This is a genomic window from Tateyamaria omphalii (assembly GCF_019802125.1).
In the GTDB taxonomy this organism is placed as follows: domain Bacteria; phylum Pseudomonadota; class Alphaproteobacteria; order Rhodobacterales; family Rhodobacteraceae; genus Tateyamaria; species Tateyamaria omphalii_B.
On the sequence record NZ_JAHVHT010000003.1, the window covers coordinates 453,937 to 474,025 of the forward strand.

The following is a 20,089-nucleotide window of genomic DNA, read 5'->3' on the forward strand; positions in this document are numbered from 1 at the left end:
CTTGTTGGTGATCCTTGTGGGGGACCAACAAAAAAAGGACAGGGCTGTGGCGAAATTCTTTTCGAAAACAGTTGATAGGCTTCTGACCACGGCGGCTGCCACCGCTGTGGCGTTGACGTCATTCATGGTGTCTGACGTGTCTGCGCAGACATTCAGCACCGACACACGGTCGCAACAGGGCCGCGACAATGGACAATATATTCCGACGATCTGGGTGGACCCGGATGGTTGCGAGCACTGGGTCATGGACGACGGGGCGGAGGGCTACATGACCCCGCACGTCAACCGTAAGGGCATCCCGGTTTGCCGTCGCGGGAACCTGTGTGGCGTGATGAATACGGACCAGTTTTTTGCCACCGACAGCTTCCGTATCCATGCGGCAGGCAAGCAGCGGCTGGCGGAATTCTTCCGCGGCTCCACTGCGCAAGCCTTTATCATAACCGGTCACACCGACAGCCGGGCCAGCGACGCATATAACCTGCGCCTGTCCTTGAACCGTGCAAATGCCGTTGCGGCAGTGGCTCAGCAATCAGGCGCACGGATCGCCGATGTTCGCGGTTACGGCGAACGTCTGCCGGCGCAGCCGAACAACACAGCCAAAGGCATGGCGGCCAACCGCCGTGTCGAAATCATCTGCATTCAGTAAGGGGCGTATCATGACCAAATTGAAATTCGTCCCTCTCATCATTGCGGGTCTGACCTTGGCGGCGTGCGGAGACGGTCTTCCGGCGGACAAGACTGTGGACCGTGGAACGGATCGGAAGGACCTGAGCCAGCTTCAGGCCGGTATATGGGTTGATCCCAACGGATGTGATCACTGGATCATCGACGACGGTGTGGAAGGGTATCTGTCGGCTCGGCTCGACAAATATGGCAAGCCGGTGTGTTCCGGTGTTGCTCAGCCCACTTACACTGCAGGCGATTTCAAGCGCGGTTCGCGCATCGGGGATCCGAACTGATTTTTCCTGCATACAGGTTCAGGGGCCGGAGTGTGCGAACACTCCGGCCCTTTTTTGTTTCATTTGGATGAAATCGGGTCGGCGCCCGTTGCACCCCGGCGCCGAACTTGCAACGCTAAGGTCAACAAAGACTCAAGGAGCAGCATTTGACCCTAGACCAACCAGCCCAGGAACTGGTCCTGGAATTCCCTGACAACCGTCTGCTGATCGACCTGTGCGGTCCTTATGACAGTCATCTGACGGCAATCGAGTCGGCGCTTGAAGTGCAGATCGTCAGACGGGGAAACGTGCTGGCCGTCATGGGAGAAGAGGGCGCGCAGAAACGCGCCAGCGAGGTCTTGAATGCACTCTACCTGCGGCTTGAAACCGGCAAGGAGGTTGAACCGGCCGACGTGGATCGCGAGTTGCGTATGGGGCAGTCAGCGGAGGGAACCGGAAGCCGTCAGGGTGATCAACTCGAGATGCCAGTGGGCAACCGCATCGAGATCAAGACCCGAAAGAAACTGGTCGAGCCCCGCACGGATGCGCAAAAGGCCTATGTCCAGGCGCTGTTCGACAATGAAATGGCCTTTGGCATCGGGCCTGCGGGGACGGGCAAGACCTATCTTGCCGTTGCCGTCGGCGTGTCCATGTTCATTTCGGGTCATGTGGATCGGATCATCCTGTGCCGCCCGGCGGTTGAAGCGGGCGAGCGCCTCGGGTTTCTGCCCGGCACGCAGGAGGAAAAGGTCGATCCCTATATGCAGCCGCTCTACGACGCGCTGAACGACTTCCTGCCCGGCAAGCAATTGGCAAAGCTGAAAGAGGAAAAGACGATAGAGATCGCTCCGCTCGCCTTCATGCGCGGTCGCACCCTGAGCCGCGCCTTTGTCGTGTTGGACGAAGCACAGAATGCCACGACGATGCAGATGAAAATGTTCCTGACGCGGCTGGGCGAAGGCTCTCGCATGGTGATCACGGGCGACCGGACCCAGATCGATTTGCCGCGCGGTGTCGCCTCGGGGCTTTGGGACGCCGAGCGGCTGCTCAAGTCGATCCCCAACATCAGCTTCAACTACTTTACATCCAAGGATGTGGTGCGTCACCCGCTTGTGGCCGCCATCATCGAAGCCTATGAGGCGGACGCGGAGAGCGCCTAGGCTCTTCCGCGTTTCAAGACATCGCTGGAGTTCGGGGCTACCCCCGGTTCGGATATTTGCCATATGATATCGACATCCTGATCGAAGATCACCGCTGGCACGAGGCGGGGCTCGAGGCTTTGGCGCGGGATGTCATTGCGGCGACACTACAGGATCAGGGCATTCATTCCGCCTCCGTCTCGCTGCTTGCGTGTGATGACGCACGGATCGCCGTGCTGAATGCAGATTTTCGCGACAAGTCCGCGCCGACGAATGTGCTGAGCTGGCCGGAGGAAGACCTGTCGCCCGATCTCGACGGTGACGCGCCTCGACCCCCACACCCTGACCCGACCGGAGAGATCAGCCTTGGCGACATCGCGATAGCCTATGACACGTGTGCTCGGGAAGCTGCCGAACAGGGCAAGCCGTTCGCAACCCATGTGACGCATCTGCTTGTTCACGGAACGTTACATTTGCTGGGTTACGACCACATTCGTGACCTCGACGCCACGCGGATGGAGCAGCTTGAGGTCGAAACACTTGGCAAACTGGGTCTGCCTAACCCATATTAGGCGCTGTTGTGGGGCAATGCCCCGTTTTTGATTTGGATAGGAGCCAATGGGCGATATCGACGGATCGTCTGACGCGGCGCAGCGCGCGCAGTCAGATACTGACATGACCGAACCTTCGAAAAGCGGTGGCTTTCTCGCGCGCGTCATCGGCGCGCTCAGCCCGAACGACGGCACAGACGTCTCGTCCGAACCCGCTGCACCTCGCCCCCAATCCCACGGCATGAACAACCTGCGCCGCTTGCGGGTCGAGGACGTGGCGGTGCCCAAGGCCGATATCACGGCAGTGGCCGATACCGTGTCGCTCGACGAATTGGTGGAGGTGTTCAAGGACAGCGGGTACACCCGACTGCCGGTCTTTGAGGGTACGCTGGATACACCTATCGGATTTGCACACCTCAAGGACGTGGCGCTGCAACACGGATTCAACGGTGGGGCGGCTAACTTTGATCTGCGTGCGCGACTTCGTCCTCTGCTCTTTGTTCCGCCGTCCATGACCATCGGGGTCTTGCTGACCAAGATGCAGACGGAACGGCGGCACATGGCGCTGGTGATTGACGAATATGGCGGTGTAGACGGCCTGGTCACCATCGAGGACCTGATCGAGCAAGTCATCGGCGATATCGAGGACGAGCACGACGTGGACGAAGGTGTGCTCTATACCCGCGAAAAAACTGGTTGCTATCTGGCACTGGCCAAGACGCCGTTGAAAGAGTTCGAGGCGGAGATCGGCGTGTCTCTGACCACTCACGACGATGTTGATGAGGAAGAGATCGACACTCTTGGCGGCCTTGTTTTCATGCTTGCAGGCCGTGTGCCTGCGCGGGGCGAGGTGGTGCTGCACCCGGATGGCCCACAATTCGAAGTCATTGATGCCGACCCACGGCGTATCAAACGCCTGCGGGTGCGGCCCAGCGGGTCGGAGCCTGCTGAATGAGGCAGTTGAGCGCCCGGCTTGCCCAAGGCCCGCTTTGGGTGCAAGCTGCGGCTGCTTTGCTGGCAGGGGCACTGGGTGCGCTGTCCCATGCACCGTTTGACCTGTCTGTCGCGATCCTGATCCCGCTGATTGCCGCCTTTGGTATTTTGTCCATTGCGCGATCAACGGTTGCGGCGGGAGTGTTGGGTGTTGCCCTTGGCGCCGGATATTTTGCTGTCACGCTCAATTGGATCACGGAACCGTTTCAGGTTGATGCGGCGACAACGGGATGGATGGCGCCTTTTGCGCTTCTTTTTCTGTCCATCGGCCTTGGCCTGTTTTGGGGGGCGGCGCTCGCCTTCTCACGATGGGCCTGCGCGCGGGCTTGGGTGCTGGTCTTTGCCCTGACCGGCGCCGAGATACTTCGCGCCTACGTGCTGACGGGTTTTCCCTGGGCCACGCCGCCTCAGGCGCTTGTCGGAGGCGTGGCGGGGCAGGCACTGGCCTGGGGCGGACCCCATGGAACAATGTTGCTGTTGACCGCGGTGGCAGGTCTGGCTTGGTCGGCGTCACGTGAATGGACGAGGGTTGCCGTGGTCGTTTTGGGCGCAGCGGTCATCGGCGTGATTCCGTTGCACGTCTCGGATAGCCTGCTTACCGAAAAGACCGTTCGCCTTGTGCAACCCAATGCGCCGCAGGACGAAAAGTGGGATCCCGCGCGTATCCCCGTCTTTATCAACCGCCAGATCGACTACACCGCCGATGGCGATGTGCCTGACCTGGTTGTCTGGCCTGAAACAGCACTGCCCTACCTGTTGGAACAGGCGCAACCGGCCTTTGATGTTATTGCAGACGCCGCCCGCGGTGCGCCGGTTGTGCTGGGTATTCAGCGAAGTGAGGCGGGTCGGTACTACAACAGCCTGGCGGTGTTGGATGCGACGGGGCAGGTGACACAGACCTATGACAAGCACCATCTGGTGCCGTTCGGGGAATATATGCCCTTGCCGGGTCTGTTTCGCAGGCTTGGTATTCAATCCATCGCAGATCGGGTGGATGGGGGGTACACATCCGGGCCGGGACCGCAGCTTCTGGACATGGGGACATTGGGTATGGCGCTGCCGCTGATCTGCTACGAGGCGGTGTTTGCCCATGACGTTGGGGCATCTCCCGAGCGTCCGGATTTTCTGATGCAGCTGACCAATGACGCCTGGTTCGGCATGCGGTCGGGGCCACAGCAGCATCTGGTACAGGCGCAGATGCGGGCGATCGAGCAGGGTTTGCCCCTGATCCGCGCTGCCAATACCGGGATTTCTGCCGTTGTCGATCCAAAGGGTAGGATCACAGCCGCACTTGCGCTCAATCAGGCGGGATACGTGGACGCATTGCTGCCTGCGCCGGGCCCGGCCACTCTTTACAGCCGGACGGGGGATTTGCCTTGGGTTGTGCTCATCATGCTAGGTCTGATTGGCGCGGTGTTGCAACGGGCAAGAACACGCCGCGCGCAGCCCATTGACGCCCCCGCACCCGAGGCGTAAGCGGGTCCGGACCCATCACAACGGCTTCCTGACGTGATGCGGATTAAACCAATGGAGCGCTCATGTCCCGCCAGAACTACACTTTCACTTCGGAGTCCGTTTCCGAGGGTCACCCGGATAAAGTCTGTGATCGCATCTCGGACGCTGTCCTTGATGCCTTTCTTGGTGAAGAGCCCGAAGCGCGCGTCGCTTGCGAGACATTTGCAACCACAAATCGCGTCGTCATCGGCGGTGAAGTGGGGCTCAGTGACCAGGATACGCTGCACGACTACATGGGCAAGATCGACGAGATCGCGCGCGCCTGCATCAAGGACATTGGGTACGAGCAGGAGAAATTTCACCACGCCACATGCGAGGTGACAAATCTGCTGCACGAACAGTCGGCCCACATTGCGCAGGGCGTTGATGCGGCTGATGACAAGGATGAAGGGGCAGGGGACCAGGGCATCATGTTTGGTTTTGCGACCAACGAGACGCCCGAACTCATGCCGGCGCCCATCCACTATGCCCACGCAATCCTGCGCCGTCTGGCAGAGGTACGCAAAGACGGGACAGAACCCGCTCTTGGACCGGATGCCAAGTCACAGCTTTCCGTGATCTACCGTGACGGCAAACCTGTCGGTGTCAGCTCTCTCGTGCTGTCGACGCAGCATCTCGACGAAGCGCTGAGCAGTGATGACATCCGCGCCATCGTTGCCCCGTATATCGAAGAGGTTCTACCGGACGGCTGGTTGACGGCTGACACTGAGTGGCACGTGAACCCCACCGGGAAATTCGTGATCGGCGGGCCCGATGGGGACGCAGGTCTGACGGGCCGAAAGATCATTGTGGACACCTATGGTGGCGCAGCCCCGCACGGTGGTGGCGCATTCTCGGGCAAGGATCCGACCAAGGTCGATCGCTCTGCAGCCTATGCCGCACGCTACTTGGCCAAGAATGTCGTCGCAGCGGGGCTTGCCGACAAGTGCACGATCCAGCTCAGCTATGCCATCGGGGTGTCGAAGCCGCTGTCGATCTACTGCGATACATTCGGCACAGGCCAGGTCGAGGATGCAGCGATCGAGAACGCCGTGGCGCGGGCAATGGATCTGACGCCTCGCGGGATCCGCGAGCATCTGTCGCTGAACAAGCCGATCTACCAGCGTACGGCAGCCTATGGCCATTTCGGCCGGGCACCTGATGCTGACGGCGGGTTCAGCTGGGAACGCACCGATCTGTCGAATGTTCTGAGGTCGGCAGTCTGACGTTGTACGGGCGCGAAGCACGGCGCGCCTATTTCAATTGATCACCAAACGGTGCTTGGTGTTTGAGCCTTGGCTGGCCTAGCTTTCTTGCATTGCAAGATGAAAGGCGTTCGCCATGGCATTCCTCCGCACGGCATTTGTTGCATCCCTTCTGGCCGGTATGGCTGTTTTGGGCGCTGCCCAGGCCCAGACATCCGGCAACGGTTCAGATGCCGAGGTTCTGCCCGATGCAGAAGCCTTGCCGGAGGCGCCGCTTGAACCCCCGATGACGCTGTTGCGGATGGCTGAGATCATCCGCGCCATAGACCCCGAGGCGCAGCCTGCGGGCAACGCGATCCAGTTTACCATCGATGATATCCCGATCATCGTGATTGCCGATCCGGTTGCCGACCGGATGCGGGCGATGGTGCCCATCCGCTCGGCCGACGGTTTGGATGCGTCCGAGTTGATGCGCTTGATGCAGGCCAATTTCGACAGTGCGCTTGATGCGCGCTATGCCGTGGCACAGGGGCGCCTCTGGGGCGTGTTCATTCATCCGCTTAGCCCGCTTGAAAAGGACCAGCTTCTTTCGGCCTTTGTGCAGACCATCAACGTGGCTCGCACTTACGGCCAAACCTACTCCGGTGGCGCGACGGTTTTTGGCGGAGGCGATAGCAACGGCATCTACCAAGAGCTGCTGAAAGAGCTTCAAGAGCTGGGCGAGGAGATCTGAGGGGTGCCCGGGCGTCAGCGCACCTTGCGCAGATAGCGGAACAAACCCATTAGAATTGCAAGGATGAGCAGTAGGCCCAGCATGTCGCCGATCATGTATTTGAGCATGCTCAAGATGAAATCATCCTGAGGGATGTTCCGATGCCGTATGACATGCACGAGTACGGAAATCGCGACCGATGCAGCGGCGCCACCGGCAATCATGGTGCGCCATGCCTGTCCTGCCGTCACCCGGCGACGGTCGTCCTGTGTTGCCCAATCGAGCGCCGCGAAGATGGCAGGCGCAGTACCGTAGCTTGCAAGCCAGGTGATATATGTGGTGGCCGTATCAAACGGCATTCCAACCCAGAAGAAATTGCCGATGACAATCCCTGGCGCCATGTAGATGATGCAACGCCAGCCCTCGAAGAAGGCAGAAATGACCTTTATCCCGAACGGGAGGTAGAACAGCGTCGCCAAGGTGGGCAGCATGGTCATGAACATGCGTTGACCTGGCATGATCAGTTCCCACGTCACGAAATACGCAAGCATGAGCGCCCCGCTGTGCAAGGCAACTTTCAATATAAAATCGTTGTTCAGCGGAGCTGATGAGTACAGGGATTTTGACAAGCGATACGCTTTTTTGTTTGAGCGCCAGCTCTTTAAATTTGACCTGCCGCGCGATCAGAGAGCCGATAGACCCCCATTGGAAACCCCTCGCATCGTTCAATCAATCCCCGTTTGATCAACTGTTTGAGGGTTCTGTGAAAAGTCGGTTGTGATATTTCCTTGACGATCGGATTGGCGCGCACGACATCCGTTGAGCACCTGTTGTCGCCGTTCTTGTTGTCTTTGATACATGCGCAGAATGCCAGAACGATGTCGCGCTCGTTGCGCGACAGCTCGTGCATGCCAAAGTCCTTCTCCATTTCTTCAAGCAAAGCGCGCAACTGTGCGATTTGCCCTAGCAGTTTCGTATCCACTGTACACCCAGCCTACACCGTTCGCATGACGGCGCTTTTTTCCGTTGATACTGCGCTGCAGTCATTCTGACAACTCAATGTCGGCGGAAACGCGCTTTCATTGCAGTTCTGTAGTCAAAATTTAACACATCAGCTCTCGTTGTCGTATGATGTCCGAAAGAAGGCGTTCGTCACTGCAAAGTGCAATGCGACGGACATTTCATATTCTGAGGCAGGTAGCCGCAAGCTTGCGTCCGAGAAATCAGAGTTTTCGCGGTGCATAACGCATGTACGGGAGAATGACTGTGACATGGTCAGGACCGCAAGAGACTTGTTGGCCTGCCGAAGTTCGGAGAGTTGTATGAACGTGTCTCCGATATTCGTGGCTGCGTCCAGATCCAGCGCGAGCAGGATATCCGACCCGTCACAGCACGCTGCCAATTGGAATGCAGGCTTGAAGTTGTTCAGTGTTGTCAGCGACTGCATACGGTCCGATAGACCATTCATCGTCTCGAATGCGGTCGATGCCCTGTCACAAACCAGAAAGACGTCGCGCGCCCATAGATCGTTTTCGATGTCGAGGGCGCCATCTTCACCAGTATTCTCCAGTGACACGTCCGCCGGGTTGGAGGCGTGTCTTGATGTGCCCGGAAAGGCCACGACGTTGTCGAATGGCAAGTCGGGTTTTCGTCTTGTTGGTGATGCTTCAACGGATCGCGCACCGGAGAGATCGGACGTGCCCGTTGCAAATCCAAGGTCGTAGTAGTCCATTTTCTTCCCCAAGGTAGTCCAAATGAAATCCCCCAGTTTCAAATCAACCTAGAATTATTCAAAAATTTGGCTGATTTCTGAGGTGTCTACTTCGTTCTTATAGTCATAATGACTATGATTTGAAGTTGTCAATCTTTGTGCAGGGGCAAACGTGACCGTATCTCGGTCAGATGGGTCCATCTAGCGTCACGGTTCAGTGTCACGGTCGGTTTGTTTGGCTCCCTCGTTCCGTAAGCGTCTTGCTAAATTGATGCGCGTGGACTAAACCGCGCCCGTCGACGCGCCCAGACGAGTCACGACAGCAGGCAGGGCCCCGTTTATCGGTGGCCCTAAAGTCGTTTCCTCGGTCTGACGCGGTGGCCAACGGCTCAAACCCAGCAAGACCGGCGGAGACAACCGCTCGGCCCGAAAAACTGAACATAGTTAGGAAACCGACGCCACATGGCTGATAAAATGATGGAGGAATTCGAAGCCCTCCTGCAAGAAAGCTTCGAAATGGACACGCCCGAAGAGGGGTCAGTTGTCAAAGGCAAGGTTCTCGCCATCGAGGCGGGCCAAGCCATCATCGACGTAGGCTACAAGATGGAAGGCCGCGTCGAGCTCAAAGAATTCGCAAATCCCGGTGAAGCGCCCGAAATCTCCGTCGGGGATGAGGTCGAAGTGTACCTGCGCGCGGCCGAAAACGCCCGTGGCGAAGCTGTCATCTCGCGCGAGATGGCCCGCCGCGAAGAAGCCTGGGATCGCCTGGAAAAAGCATATGCCGACGACGCCCGCGTCGAAGGTGCCATCTTTGGCCGCGTCAAGGGTGGCTTCACGGTCGACCTCGGCGGTGCCGTGGCCTTCCTGCCCGGTTCGCAAGTCGACGTCCGCCCCGTGCGCGACGCTGGCCCGCTGATGGGCCTGAAGCAGCCGTTCCAGATCCTCAAGATGGACCGTCGTCGTGGCAACATCGTTGTGTCGCGCCGTGCGATCCTCGAAGAATCCCGCGCCGAACAGCGCGCCGAGGTTATCGGCAACCTGTCCGAAGGTCAGAACGTCGACGGTGTGGTCAAGAACATCACCGAATACGGTGCGTTTGTTGACCTTGGCGGCGTTGACGGCCTGCTGCACGTCACCGACATGGCATGGCGCCGCGTGAACCACCCATCCGAGATCCTCACCATCGGTGAAACGATCAAGGTGCAGGTCATCAAGATCAACAAAGAGACGCATCGCATCTCGCTGGGCATGAAGCAGCTGCAGGAAGATCCGTGGGATCTGGTGGCCGCCAAGTACCCGCTGGAAAGCACGCACACGGGCCGCGTCACGAACATCACCGATTACGGTGCGTTCGTCGAGCTGGAGCCGGGTGTCGAGGGCCTCGTTCACGTGTCCGAAATGTCCTGGACCAAAAAGAACGTGCACCCCGGCAAGATCGTGTCCACCTCGCAAGAAGTCGAAGTCATGGTTCTGGAAATCGACGGTGCCAAGCGCCGGGTGTCCCTGGGCCTCAAGCAGACCATGCGCAACCCATGGGAAGTGTTTGCAGAAACACACCCCGAGGGCACCGAGGTAGAAGGCGAAGTCAAGAACATCACCGAGTTCGGTTTGTTCGTTGGCCTCGAAGGCGACATCGACGGCATGGTTCACCTGTCCGACCTGTCGTGGGACCAGCGTGGCGAAGAAGCCATTCAGGACTACCGCAAGGGCGACATGGTCCACGCGGTTGTGTCCGAAGTGGACGTCGAGAAAGAGCGCATCTCGCTCTCGATCAAAGCGGTTGGCGGCGACAAGTTTGCCGAAGCCGTGGGCGGCGTGAAGCGCGGCTCGATCGTGACCGTGGAAGTGACAGCCATCGAAGATGGCGGTGTCGAGGTGGAATACGAAGGCATGAAATCCTTCATCCGCCGCTCCGACCTGTCGCGTGACCGCGCCGAACAGCGCCCCGAGCGTTTCTCGGTCGGTGACAAGGTGGACGTCCGCATCACCAACATCGACAACAAGACCCGCCGTCTGGGTGTGTCGATCAAGGCGCGCGAGATCGCGGAAGAGAAGGAAGCCGTGGAACAGTATGGTTCGTCGGACTCCGGCGCATCGCTCGGCGACATCCTTGGCGCAGCGCTCAAGGGCGACGAGTAAGCCTTTCGCTCATACAATGTTTTCGAAGGGGCCCTGCGGGGCCCCTTTTTGCTATGTCGGATCGGGGCTCGAATCGTTTCTGACACATGGCGTGCATGATGCTGCATATCCGGCTCAGGCACCGAACCGCCGTCCAAAAACCGCTCACGCGCGGGTGCAGATGCCAAAAAAAGCCTGCACGCGCAGATACGGGCTATTCCCGAAAGGCCCGTTTGTTCTTATAGTTACGGGACGGCAAAAGACAAAAAGTCCGAGTCTCTCGGGAGGGAAGTAAGATGATCCGGTCAGAGTTGATCCAAAAGATCGCAGACGAAAATCCACACCTCTACCAAAGAGACGTTGAGCGGATCGTAAACACAATCTTTGACGAAGTGACCAATGCGATGGCGCGGGGCGACCGGGTCGAGTTACGTGGCTTTGGCGCCTTTTCGGTCAAAAAGCGCGACGCGCGGACCGGGCGCAACCCCCGCACGGGAGAAACCGTCGAGGTCGAAGAAAAGCACGTGCCCTTCTTCAAGACCGGTAAGCTGCTGCGTGATCGCCTGAACGGGAAAGCCTGATGCGCTACATTCGCTATGCCTGCATTGCCATTTTCGCCGTGGCCTTGATTGCGGTCGCCTTGGCCAATCGCGGGATGGTGACATTGAAGCTGCTGCCGGACGAAATCGCCGGTCTTTTCGCAGTTGCCCCGACAATCGAACTTCCGCTGTTCGTGGTAATTTTTGGCGGCATCGTTGCCGGGCTGCTGGTCGGTTTTGTGTGGGAATGGATGCGCGAACACGCCATCCGGGCCGAGAATGCGCGCAATGCCCGCGACAAGCGTCGGCTTGAGCGTGAGGTCAAACGCCTCAAGACCGAAAAGCACGAAGGCAAGGACGAGGTGCTGGCGCTTCTGGACGAAGCCAGCTAATCCAATCCCATGTCAGATGTATCCGTGAAGATCTGCGGCCTTGGCCGCCCCGATCACGTTGCCGCCGCCGTTGAGGCGGGCGCGAAATACATCGGTCTGGTGTTTTTTCCCAAGTCTCCACGCAATATCAGCATTGAGGACGCGCGCGCCTTGGCGCTGGAGGTGCCAGTCGGTGTCGCCAAGGTCGCCCTTGTCGTGAACCCGGATGATGCGTTTCTGGATGAGCTTGTCGCACACGTCCCGCTGGACATGTTCCAACTGCACGGCTCCGAGACGCCTGAACGGGTGGCCGAGATCAAGGCGCGCTATGGCCTGCCCGTGATGAAGGCCGTGGGCGTTGCCGATGCGGACGATCTGCCTGCAATCGACGCCTATGTCCGGGTTGCGGACCAGATCCTTGTCGATGCGAAACCGCCCAAGAACGCAGATCTGCCGGGGGGCAATGGCCTGACCTTTGATTGGCGACTGATCTCCGGGCGACGTTGGCCGGTGCCCTGGATGCTTGCTGGTGGCCTGACAGCTGAGAATGTGGCCGAAGCGGTTGCTTTGACCGGTGCGCGTCAGGTGGACATCAGCTCCGGAGTTGAGGCCGCGCCTGGAGAAAAGGATGCAAACCTGATCCGCGACTTCATGGCGGCCGTGCAAAGCGCATGAGCGTCACCTTTCGCGACGCGACTGAGGCGGATGTTCCTGCAATCCTATCGCTTCTGATAGATGACAAGCTGGGCGCTACCCGCGAAAGCACCCGTTCCGATGCTTACCTGCCGACGTTTAGAGAGATTGAAGCAGATCCGAACAACACCGTCATCGTGGGTGAACTGGATGGTGAAATCATTGCCACCTACCACCTGACCTTCATTGCGGGCTTATCCCTAAGCGCAATGCGCCGCGCGCAGGTCGAAGGCGTGCGTGTGGCCAGCCGTTTGCGGGGGCAAAGCATTGGCGAAGCCATGTTTGCTGATGCCGAACAGCGGTCGCGCGCGGCCGGGTGCAAGCTGATGCAACTCACCATGAACAAAAGTCGCACCGATAGCGCCCGTTTCTACGAGCGCCTCGGCTTTACCCCTTCTCACATCGGGTATAAACGCGATCTGACCTGAACGCGGGAGGCGACGATGGCCAACGATCTTTTCAATTCCTTCATGACCGGCCCCGATGAAAACGGGCGCTTTGGCGACTTTGGCGGGCGGTTCGTGTCCGAGACATTGATGCCGCTGATCCTGTCGCTGGAAGAGGAATACGAAAAGGCCAAGACCGACGACAGCTTCTGGGCCGAGATGGATCATCTCTGGAAGCACTATGTCGGCCGTCCCAGCCCGCTCTATTTCGCCGAACGCCTGACCGATCACCTGGGCGGCGCCAAGATCTACATGAAGCGTGACGAGCTGAATCACACCGGTGCGCACAAGATCAACAACGTGTTGGGCCAGATCATCCTGGCGCGCCGCATGGGCAAGACCCGGATCATCGCCGAAACCGGGGCAGGGCAGCATGGTGTGGCCACGGCCACAGTCTGTGCGAAATTCGGTCTGAAGTGTGTGGTCTACATGGGCGCCCATGACGTCGAGCGTCAGGCCCCCAATGTGTTCCGCATGAAGCTGCTGGGGGCAGAGGTGATCCCCGTCACGTCAGGCCGTGGCACGCTCAAGGACGCCATGAACGATGCGTTGCGGGATTGGGTGACGAATGTCCGTGATACGTTCTATTGCATCGGCACAGTGGCCGGGCCGCACCCGTACCCCGCCATGGTCCGCGATTTCCAAAGCATCATCGGCAAGGAAGTCCGCGAGCAAATGACCGAGGCCGAAGGCCGTTTCCCCGACACCATCATTGCCGCCATCGGTGGCGGGTCCAATGCGATGGGACTGTTCTATCCCTTTCTCGACGACAAAGAGGTCGCGATCATCGGTGTCGAAGCGGGTGGCAAGGGCGTGAACGCCAAGATGGAGCATTGCGCGTCGCTCACCGGCGGTCGCCCGGGTGTGCTGCACGGCAACCGGACCTATCTGCTGCAGGACGACGACGGTCAGATCCTCGAAGGGTTCTCGATCTCCGCAGGGCTCGATTACCCGGGCATCGGACCTGAGCACGCCTGGCTGCATGATATTGGCCGCGCCGAATATGTCTCGATCACGGATGTGGAGGCGCTGGAGGCATTCCAGCTCTGCTGCACGACCGAGGGGATCATTCCCGCGCTTGAGCCGTCCCATGCCCTCGCGCATGTTATGAAGATTGCGCCGACGCTGCCATCCGATCACATCATATGCATGAATATGTGCGGGCGTGGGGACAAGGACATCTTTACCGTCGCACGGCATCTGGGCTTTGACATGTCCGGACCCGAAGGGCGCAACGTGGAGTAGCGCGACCGCGATCCAGTCAAGCAAGGCGGGTTTCGGCCCGCCTTTTTTGTGGCCATTCGACTGGCGTCGCATCATTCTTGGACCATAAACTGCGGTTTAGACTGTTTGGCCATGTGTTTACTCTGCGCAGATTAAACCCATAGAGCATGGGCATTGATGCATTCCTGTCCCTTTTCTGGGTGACGTCGCGGATTTCCGCCGCGATGCCTACACAGAGAGGACACGAGATGAAAAAGACAGTGACTTTGACGGCGATTGCCATGCTGATTGCAACTACGGGCGAGGCCGATACCGACGGGCGGTTCAAATTCTCGGACCTGTTCGAACGCGGTGGGTGGTCGCCTCAGGCGGGTGACGACGACGATGATGACCGTCTGGGCTGGTATAGTGACCGTGGCGACGAGCGGGGTGACGATGATGACGATGACAAGGATGACCGGCGCAGCGAGGATCGCAGTGACGACGACTAGGACGAGAATGCAGAACCTAAAGCACCACATGTCCGACCGCCTGCCTGTGCCCGAGCTTTGCGGGTCGGAGGACGTGATATGAAGACGTGGCTTTGTGCCTTTGCGATTTCCTGTGCGCTTGGATCTGCAGGCTTTGCCGGACCGATCGAAGACAGCATCGTGCGACAACTGCGGGATCAAGGATACTCCCAGATCGAGGTGCGCCGTACATTGCTGGGCCGCTCACGCATCGTGGCGCGCAGCAGGGATCTGTATCGCGAGATCGTCGTGAGCCCTGTAACCGGAGAGATCTTGCGCGACTTCTGGCGCGAACTGGACGGTGGGGGGCAGGGCACTCAAATCGTCGACCCGGGTCGGTCCGGTGGCGGCGCCAGTGATCGCGATGACGATGACGACCAGGACGATGATGACGACGACGGCGATGATGATGACGGCGACGACGGCGGCGATGACAACGGCGGCGGCGACGACGGGGGGGATGACGGAGGCGACGATGGCGACGACGACTGAGGGTCGCGTGACGTTCAGTGTATCACGACGCACGGTGGTTTTTTCGATAGTGCTTTTGGTTCAGGCGTTGTGTGCGGTGTTTTTTGTGTCGGAGATACTCATTACCCTGCTGGGCCTTCCCATTGCGCCGATCAGTTGGCAGGTCCACGAACTTATTGAAATTGCAGCCGCTCTTGGCCTGATCATTGGTGTTGGTGTGGGGGCGTATATGTTGCGCGCTGCCGTGCGCAGGTCCGATCATGTGGAAAGCCAGCTCCGGGCCGCTTCCGGGGCGTTCATGGAGTTGCTGGAGGACAAATTCACCCTGTGGGGCCTGACCCCGGCTGAGCGGGACGTGGCATTGTTTTCGATCAAGGGGTTCAGCACGCAGGACATTGCGGCAATGCGCGAAACGTCCGAGGGCACGGTCAAGGCGCAAACCAACGCCATTTACCGCAAGGCAGGCGTGTCCGGGCGGCCCCAATTGCTGAGCCTGTTCATTGATGATCTGATGGACGGGCCGCTATAGCACTAGGCGGCGTGTTGTTTCAGGATTTCGAGAGGCACGATATCCAGGGCTCGCAAGTGTGTCGCCGACAGACTGACTTTCGGCGCGCAGCCTTCGTCATGCGCCTGTAGGAAGCGCGAGGCGCACAGACACCAGCTGTCACCGGGTTTCAAACCTTTGAAGCGGTACTCCGGTCGCGGTGTACTCAGGTCGTTGCCCACATATTTGGAATAGGCGAGGAACTCGGAGGTCATCACTGCGCAAACCGTGTGGCTGCCCTGGTCCGCCGCGCAGGTGTTGCAATGTCCGTCGCGGAAGAACCCGGTGACCGGGTCCATGCCGCACACCTCAAGCGCTGTGCCCAGGACGTTGACGCTGTCATCGGGTTCCATGTCTCACTCCGTTGCGGCCACGATCTGGCGGAACATGTCGATATTCGAAGCACTTACGCCAGCCTCGCGAAACTTGCGATCCGCCGCAGTGGTCACAATGACTACACCCGCCTGCCTATCGATATAGAGGTACTGACCGTAGATGCCACGGCCCATGAACTGTCCTTCTGAGGCGCCAACAGGGATCCACCATTGATATCCGTACCCGATCTTGCCCGGCTGTGTCGGCGCGCTCGGGCGGGTGGAGGCTGCAATCCAGTCGGCTGGCACGATCTGCTGGCCCTGCCACGTGCCGTTTTGCAGGATCATCTGACCGAAGCGCGCATAGTCGCGCGTTGTGATGTTGAGCCCACCAAGCACAAAGGCCACGCCGATCCCATCCGTCAGATAAAGCGGCGACTGTTCCAACCCAAGTGGCCCGATCAGCTTTTCAGCCATCAAATCCGGGATGTCGCGCCCGGTCGCGCCGCGCGCCACCATGCCAACCACATGCGTGTCGATTGAAGTGTACTGCCAGGTCTCGCCCGCCGGAGCGAAGGTTTCCGTCAGGCCTGCGGCGAAGTCATCCATCTTGCCGCCCAATGCGAGGACACGGCCCATCCTGTTGATATCGCTGTCGTAATCCAGATAGTCCTCGTCAAATGTGATGCCGCTGGTCATTTGCAGGACGTTTCGAATGGTGGCCCCGTCATATGCACCGCCCGCAAGGGAAGGGGCGTAGTCCGTCACCGGCGCATCAAGGGATGTGATCGCGCCTTCGTCCACAAGGATGCCGAACAGGGCGGACAGATAGCTCTTGGCGACGGACCAACTGATGCGCAGATCGTCCGGGGCCGTCCCTTGGTAGTAGGCTTCGTGCACGATCTGCCCGTCCTTGAGGACCAGTGTGGAGGTCACCGTGCGGTCGGTTACCCATCCGGCATAGCTGTCGGGCATCTCGAGTGGTGCACCTATGGGCAGGGTGCTGATGGGGGTGTCACCCTTCGGGATTTCGCGATGCAGGAATGCGCCATCCATGTTCGAAAAGTTCGATACAATGCGGTCTTCGTCGAACAATGTGTTGACGGCCAACAGGCGCGTGATCTCTTCGCGCTTCCACAAACCGATCACAAGTGCCGCGAGTGCTAGTGCAAGCAGTGCACGAAATATCCATTTTACGACTTTTCGCATATTCGTCCCCTACCTGCGCGTAACTATCCACAGCACCATGGTCGTCGTCAGGAGTTACCCTGCCCAGTTGATCCAGCGGCCATGAAAATCGGCACGTCCAAGGTTGAGGGTGATGTCGCCGGGCCACAAGCGCAAGGTTAACGCAGCGCCAACCGCGCCCGTCGTGTTGCTGTCGGTTTCCATTTGCATCCAGGCGAGGGGTGTCTCGGGCGTCGCGTTCGCCCCAGCCGCTTCGATCATGGCCGTGCCGCGTGCCTGCGCCTCCGCCGGGAAATACTGCCAGGCAACCGTGTGTTGGATCATGTGCATGTGACCCTCCGGCGCTGCTGCCAGACGCTGTTCCAGCCAGTCTATTGCGTCGCCCTGTTCGACCTTTGCCTTCAGCACGGACGTGGCCGAGCGGGTCAATTCGACCCTGTGTGGTTGATCCGCCCACAGATAGGACAGCAACGCCATGCGGCCCTTTTTATTTTTCAAATTCAGTGGATTGAGGTCCACACCTGATCTATCCACAACCTGTGGAGAACACAGCGGCGGCACCGGTCCAGTCCATTCGGGGCTGAGGGTCAGGGCCGCATCCTCCGGCCCGAAGCGGTGCTTGGGTGTGTCGAGCGCGAAATGGTCCCACATCAGGTTCAGTCCGCCGCTTGCGCCCAGCTCAGACAGAACGATGGGCCGGTCGAAATGCGACACGGCGACATGAGCCATCGGGATCAGGGCCGCGCTGCGCCGAACTTCGTTCGTTTGTGGCGCGTGCCTGATCCAGTCGAGGAAGAAATCTTCGTGCGTTTTCAAAGCGTTCAGAACAGCGCTTTCGAGTGCTGCATCATCAGCCGTGTTGGGAGGATAGGCGTTGATCAGGTCCGCATCCTTGCCCTGAAGCACCAGCGCGTGAAGTCCGCCGCCGATCCGAAGCGGCAGTGAATGCCCGGCAGGGCCGATATCCCCTTGATATTCAGCCATTTTTTGACCGAGCGCTGTGTCTGGATCCCAGCGGTCTGCCAGAATGCCGAGAACACGTCCCATCAGCGGTGACCCCATGTGGGCACAAGACTTGGACTGGTGCAGAAAGGCTTCGCGCAGGGTCATGAAAATCGGTCCATCAGTTTTTGAATGGGTGAGCGTGTGTCGGGCTCGGGCTCGTTTTCAGAAGCCTTTGTATTTGTTTCTTTTTTCTCGGATTTACTGGAGCGGGGAGGTGCCACGCAGAGCGCTACGGCATTCATGAATTTGGCCCCGTCACCCAGGGCAAGATGGGGGGCGCCGTCCGAGCATCCGCGTATGACATCGTCGAGCCACACGTCATCGGCTTTCGGAAAGTCACGCAGAACATAGCCCGGCACCGCATCCTTGTGCCCCGGATGCCCGACGCCGAGCCGCACGCGGGCATAGTCGGGGCCGATATGCGCGTGGATCGAGCGCAGGCCGTTGTGACCGGCATGTCCGCCGCCGACCTTCCAGCGCACCTTGCCCGGGGCGAGGTCAATTTCATCATGTAAAACAATGACATCCTCCGGTTCCAGCTTGTGAAACCGCATGGCGGCACCGACGCTGTCACCAGATTTGTTCATGTAAGTTTCGGGCTTGAGCAGGATCGCGCGGGTCGATCCGAACCGCCCTTCGGATACCGATCCCTGATGCTTGGACTTCCATGCGGGAAAGCCGTGATCGGACGCGATGCGGTCCAGAACCATGAAGCCGATATTGTGCCGGTTCCGCGCGTATTTCTGTCCGGGGTTGCCCAGACCGACGATCAGTTTCATGGATGCCCTCGTACAATGTTGCAGCGCAGCATAGAGGGCGGTGAGGGGCGGGTCCAGCAATGCGTAAACGCACCGTACGCTAGGGGCTTTCGGCCTGAGCGTGATGAAAATGCACATTTTTCAACGCAAACTGCGTGTTTTGACCCCTCGAAAACCTGGCAATTTCGGGTCGATCTGCACAAACTGCACATTTTCGCCCGTAAACTGCGCGTTTTGGGTGGTGTGCAGCTGTTAAGATATTGAAAAGAATTAACCTTTGGGCGTGCCGCTTCAGATTTCGTTAAGAACCGCGCAGAACACGCTGAAACGAAAAAGGCCGCCCCGGATCGGAGCGGCCTGATCTGAACCGACATTTGGTCGGTGATTATTCTTCGCCAGCCTCTTCGGTGGCGTCTTCGCCCTCGGCGTCGCCCTCTTCGTTCTCGGACGAGCGCAGGCCGGACGGTGCCGTGATCGTTGCGATCACGAAGTCACGGTCGATGGTCGGCTTGGCGCCGCTCGGCAGCGTCACCGACGAGATGGTGATGCTGTCGCCAACTTCCGCGCCGCTCACGTCGATGGTGATGCTTTCGGGGATGTCGCCAGCGGTCACGACCAGTTCCACCTCGGGACGGACCAGCGACAGCACACCGCCTTTTTTCAGGCCGGGCGAGACGTCTTCGCCTTCCACTTCAACACCGATGAACAGGTTGATCTTGGTGGTGCGGCGCAGGCGCATGAAGTCCACGTGTGTCGGCAGGTCCTTGACCACGTCGCGCTGCACGTCACGGCAGATGACGCGAACGTCGTCGTGGCCTTCGACTTTCATGTTGAAGAGGGTCGACTTGAACCGACCGGCTTTCAGCATTTTGAACAGCTTGTTGAAGGGCAGATTGATCGGCAGCGGATCTGCGTCGCCACCAAAAACAATCCCTGGAACCATGCCGTCGCGGCGGGCCTGACGAGCGGCGCCCTTGCCTGTCCCCGTGCGTTCCAGGGCTTCGAGATCAGGAATCTCTCCAGCCATAGTATTTCTCCAAAGTTAGGGCAGGGTGCCTCCAAGGCTGTCACCCCGCGTGAAGGCTGCGCTATAGACCGGTTTTTCGCCCATGAAAAGACGCAAAATACGCGCGCGAGGGCTGGACGATGTGAGGGCCGCGTGT

25 protein-coding genes and 1 riboswitch are annotated in these 20,089 nt (G+C 59.2%); of the genes, 17 read left to right on the forward strand and 8 right to left on the reverse strand.

What is annotated here, in order from left to right:
• The first annotated feature begins 46 nt into the window (after nt 1–46).
• From KUV51_RS14635 to KUV51_RS14670, 8 genes are all read left to right on the forward strand, one after another.
• On the forward strand, nt 47–646 hold the full coding sequence (locus KUV51_RS14635) for an OmpA family protein (RefSeq protein WP_410001080.1): 600 nt from the start codon (nt 47–49) through the stop codon (nt 644–646).
• 10 nt (nt 647–656) lie between these two features.
• Entirely contained in the window at nt 657–959 is a 303-nt protein-coding gene (locus KUV51_RS14640) for a hypothetical protein (protein ID WP_222522369.1), read from the forward strand.
• A 146-nt stretch (nt 960–1,105) separates the two neighbouring features.
• The gene (locus tag KUV51_RS14645) at nt 1,106–2,098 is read left to right on the forward strand and encodes a PhoH family protein (RefSeq protein WP_222522370.1); all 993 of its coding nucleotides are present in this window, start codon (nt 1,106–1,108) and stop codon (nt 2,096–2,098) included.
• A 56-nt stretch (nt 2,099–2,154) separates the two neighbouring features.
• Nucleotides 2,155–2,649, forward strand: coding sequence for an rRNA maturation RNase YbeY (gene ybeY / locus KUV51_RS14650; RefSeq protein WP_222522371.1), 495 nt, complete (start codon nt 2,155–2,157; stop codon nt 2,647–2,649).
• A gap of 46 nt (nt 2,650–2,695) precedes the next feature.
• The gene (locus tag KUV51_RS14655) at nt 2,696–3,583 is read left to right on the forward strand and encodes a hemolysin family protein (protein WP_222522372.1); all 888 of its coding nucleotides are present in this window, start codon (nt 2,696–2,698) and stop codon (nt 3,581–3,583) included.
• The gene (gene lnt / locus KUV51_RS14660) at nt 3,580–5,097 is read left to right on the forward strand and encodes an apolipoprotein N-acyltransferase (RefSeq protein ID WP_222522373.1); all 1,518 of its coding nucleotides are present in this window, start codon (nt 3,580–3,582) and stop codon (nt 5,095–5,097) included. Before KUV51_RS14655 ends, lnt begins: the two co-directional genes overlap by 4 nt.
• A gap of 9 nt (nt 5,098–5,106) precedes the next feature.
• Nucleotides 5,107–5,156, forward strand: a riboswitch (SAM-SAH riboswitch).
• A gap of 3 nt (nt 5,157–5,159) precedes the next feature.
• On the forward strand, nt 5,160–6,341 hold the full coding sequence (gene metK, locus KUV51_RS14665) for a methionine adenosyltransferase (RefSeq protein ID WP_222522374.1): 1,182 nt from the start codon (nt 5,160–5,162) through the stop codon (nt 6,339–6,341).
• A gap of 115 nt (nt 6,342–6,456) precedes the next feature.
• Nucleotides 6,457–7,053 (forward strand): hypothetical protein, encoded by a 597-nt coding sequence (locus tag KUV51_RS14670; RefSeq protein ID WP_261385851.1) that lies wholly within the window; start codon nt 6,457–6,459, stop codon nt 7,051–7,053.
• A 14-nt stretch (nt 7,054–7,067) separates the two neighbouring features.
• On the opposite strand, the gene KUV51_RS14675 is transcribed toward KUV51_RS14670, so the two are convergent.
• The 3 genes from KUV51_RS14675 to KUV51_RS14685 form a co-directional block, all read right to left on the reverse strand.
• Nucleotides 7,068–7,661 carry a hypothetical protein gene (locus KUV51_RS14675; protein ID WP_222522375.1) on the reverse strand — a complete coding sequence of 198 codons (594 nt, stop codon included), beginning with the start codon at nt 7,659–7,661 and terminating at the stop codon, nt 7,068–7,070.
• Between the two features lie 32 nt (nt 7,662–7,693).
• Nucleotides 7,694–8,014 (reverse strand): MarR family transcriptional regulator, encoded by a 321-nt coding sequence (locus KUV51_RS14680; protein ID WP_222522376.1) that lies wholly within the window; start codon nt 8,012–8,014, stop codon nt 7,694–7,696.
• 129 nt (nt 8,015–8,143) lie between these two features.
• Nucleotides 8,144–8,764 (reverse strand): hypothetical protein, encoded by a 621-nt coding sequence (locus tag KUV51_RS14685; protein ID WP_222522377.1) that lies wholly within the window; start codon nt 8,762–8,764, stop codon nt 8,144–8,146.
• Nucleotides 8,765–9,220: 456 nt separating this feature from the next.
• On the opposite strand from KUV51_RS14685, the gene rpsA reads away from it, so the two are divergent.
• The 9 genes from rpsA to KUV51_RS14730 all read left to right on the forward strand — a co-directional run bounded on the left by rpsA (nt 9,221) and on the right by KUV51_RS14730 (nt 15,643).
• A complete protein-coding gene (gene rpsA / locus KUV51_RS14690; protein WP_410001081.1) occupies nt 9,221–10,882 on the forward strand; it encodes a 30S ribosomal protein S1 in 1,662 nt (553 codons plus the stop codon).
• 275 nt (nt 10,883–11,157) lie between these two features.
• Nucleotides 11,158–11,442 (forward strand): integration host factor subunit beta, encoded by a 285-nt coding sequence (gene ihfB, locus KUV51_RS14695; protein ID WP_189369183.1) that lies wholly within the window; start codon nt 11,158–11,160, stop codon nt 11,440–11,442.
• Nucleotides 11,442–11,792, forward strand: coding sequence for a LapA family protein (locus KUV51_RS14700; protein WP_222522379.1), 351 nt, complete (start codon nt 11,442–11,444; stop codon nt 11,790–11,792). Before ihfB ends, KUV51_RS14700 begins: the two co-directional genes overlap by 1 nt.
• Before the next feature lie 9 nt (nt 11,793–11,801).
• Nucleotides 11,802–12,446: a phosphoribosylanthranilate isomerase gene (locus KUV51_RS14705; RefSeq protein ID WP_222522380.1), complete on the forward strand. Its 645-nt coding sequence runs from the start codon at nt 11,802–11,804 to the stop codon at nt 12,444–12,446.
• Nucleotides 12,443–12,892: a GNAT family N-acetyltransferase gene (locus KUV51_RS14710; protein WP_222522381.1), complete on the forward strand. Its 450-nt coding sequence runs from the start codon at nt 12,443–12,445 to the stop codon at nt 12,890–12,892. The genes KUV51_RS14705 and KUV51_RS14710 overlap by 4 nt, the downstream gene beginning before the upstream one ends.
• Nucleotides 12,893–12,907: 15 nt before the next feature.
• Entirely contained in the window at nt 12,908–14,155 is a 1,248-nt protein-coding gene (trpB, locus tag KUV51_RS14715; protein ID WP_222522382.1) for a tryptophan synthase subunit beta, read from the forward strand.
• Nucleotides 14,156–14,382: 227 nt separating this feature from the next.
• Nucleotides 14,383–14,625 carry a hypothetical protein gene (locus KUV51_RS14720; RefSeq protein WP_222522383.1) on the forward strand — a complete coding sequence of 81 codons (243 nt, stop codon included), beginning with the start codon at nt 14,383–14,385 and terminating at the stop codon, nt 14,623–14,625.
• 78 nt (nt 14,626–14,703) lie between these two features.
• A complete protein-coding gene (locus tag KUV51_RS14725) occupies nt 14,704–15,135 on the forward strand; it encodes a hypothetical protein (protein ID WP_222522384.1) in 432 nt (143 codons plus the stop codon).
• Nucleotides 15,119–15,643 (forward strand): helix-turn-helix transcriptional regulator, encoded by a 525-nt coding sequence (locus KUV51_RS14730; protein WP_222522385.1) that lies wholly within the window; start codon nt 15,119–15,121, stop codon nt 15,641–15,643. Before KUV51_RS14725 ends, KUV51_RS14730 begins: the two co-directional genes overlap by 17 nt.
• 2 nt (nt 15,644–15,645) lie before the next feature.
• Here the strand turns inward: KUV51_RS14730 and KUV51_RS14735 are convergent, their stop codons facing one another.
• The 5 genes from KUV51_RS14735 to KUV51_RS14755 all read right to left on the reverse strand — a co-directional run bounded on the left by KUV51_RS14735 (nt 15,646) and on the right by KUV51_RS14755 (nt 19,953).
• Entirely contained in the window at nt 15,646–16,014 is a 369-nt protein-coding gene (locus tag KUV51_RS14735) for a DUF2237 family protein (RefSeq protein WP_222522386.1), read from the reverse strand.
• Nucleotides 16,015–16,017: 3 nt separating this feature from the next.
• Nucleotides 16,018–17,184: a serine hydrolase domain-containing protein gene (locus KUV51_RS14740; protein WP_222522387.1), complete on the reverse strand. Its 1,167-nt coding sequence runs from the start codon at nt 17,182–17,184 to the stop codon at nt 16,018–16,020.
• A gap of 54 nt (nt 17,185–17,238) precedes the next feature.
• Nucleotides 17,239–18,273, reverse strand: coding sequence for a DUF2332 domain-containing protein (locus KUV51_RS14745; protein ID WP_222522388.1), 1,035 nt, complete (start codon nt 18,271–18,273; stop codon nt 17,239–17,241).
• A complete protein-coding gene (pth, locus tag KUV51_RS14750; RefSeq protein WP_222522389.1) occupies nt 18,270–18,947 on the reverse strand; it encodes an aminoacyl-tRNA hydrolase in 678 nt (225 codons plus the stop codon). The genes KUV51_RS14745 and pth overlap by 4 nt, the downstream gene beginning before the upstream one ends.
• Before the next feature lie 364 nt (nt 18,948–19,311).
• On the reverse strand, nt 19,312–19,953 hold the full coding sequence (locus tag KUV51_RS14755) for a 50S ribosomal protein L25/general stress protein Ctc (protein ID WP_222522390.1): 642 nt from the start codon (nt 19,951–19,953) through the stop codon (nt 19,312–19,314).
• Between the last annotated feature and the right edge of the window lie 136 nt (nt 19,954–20,089).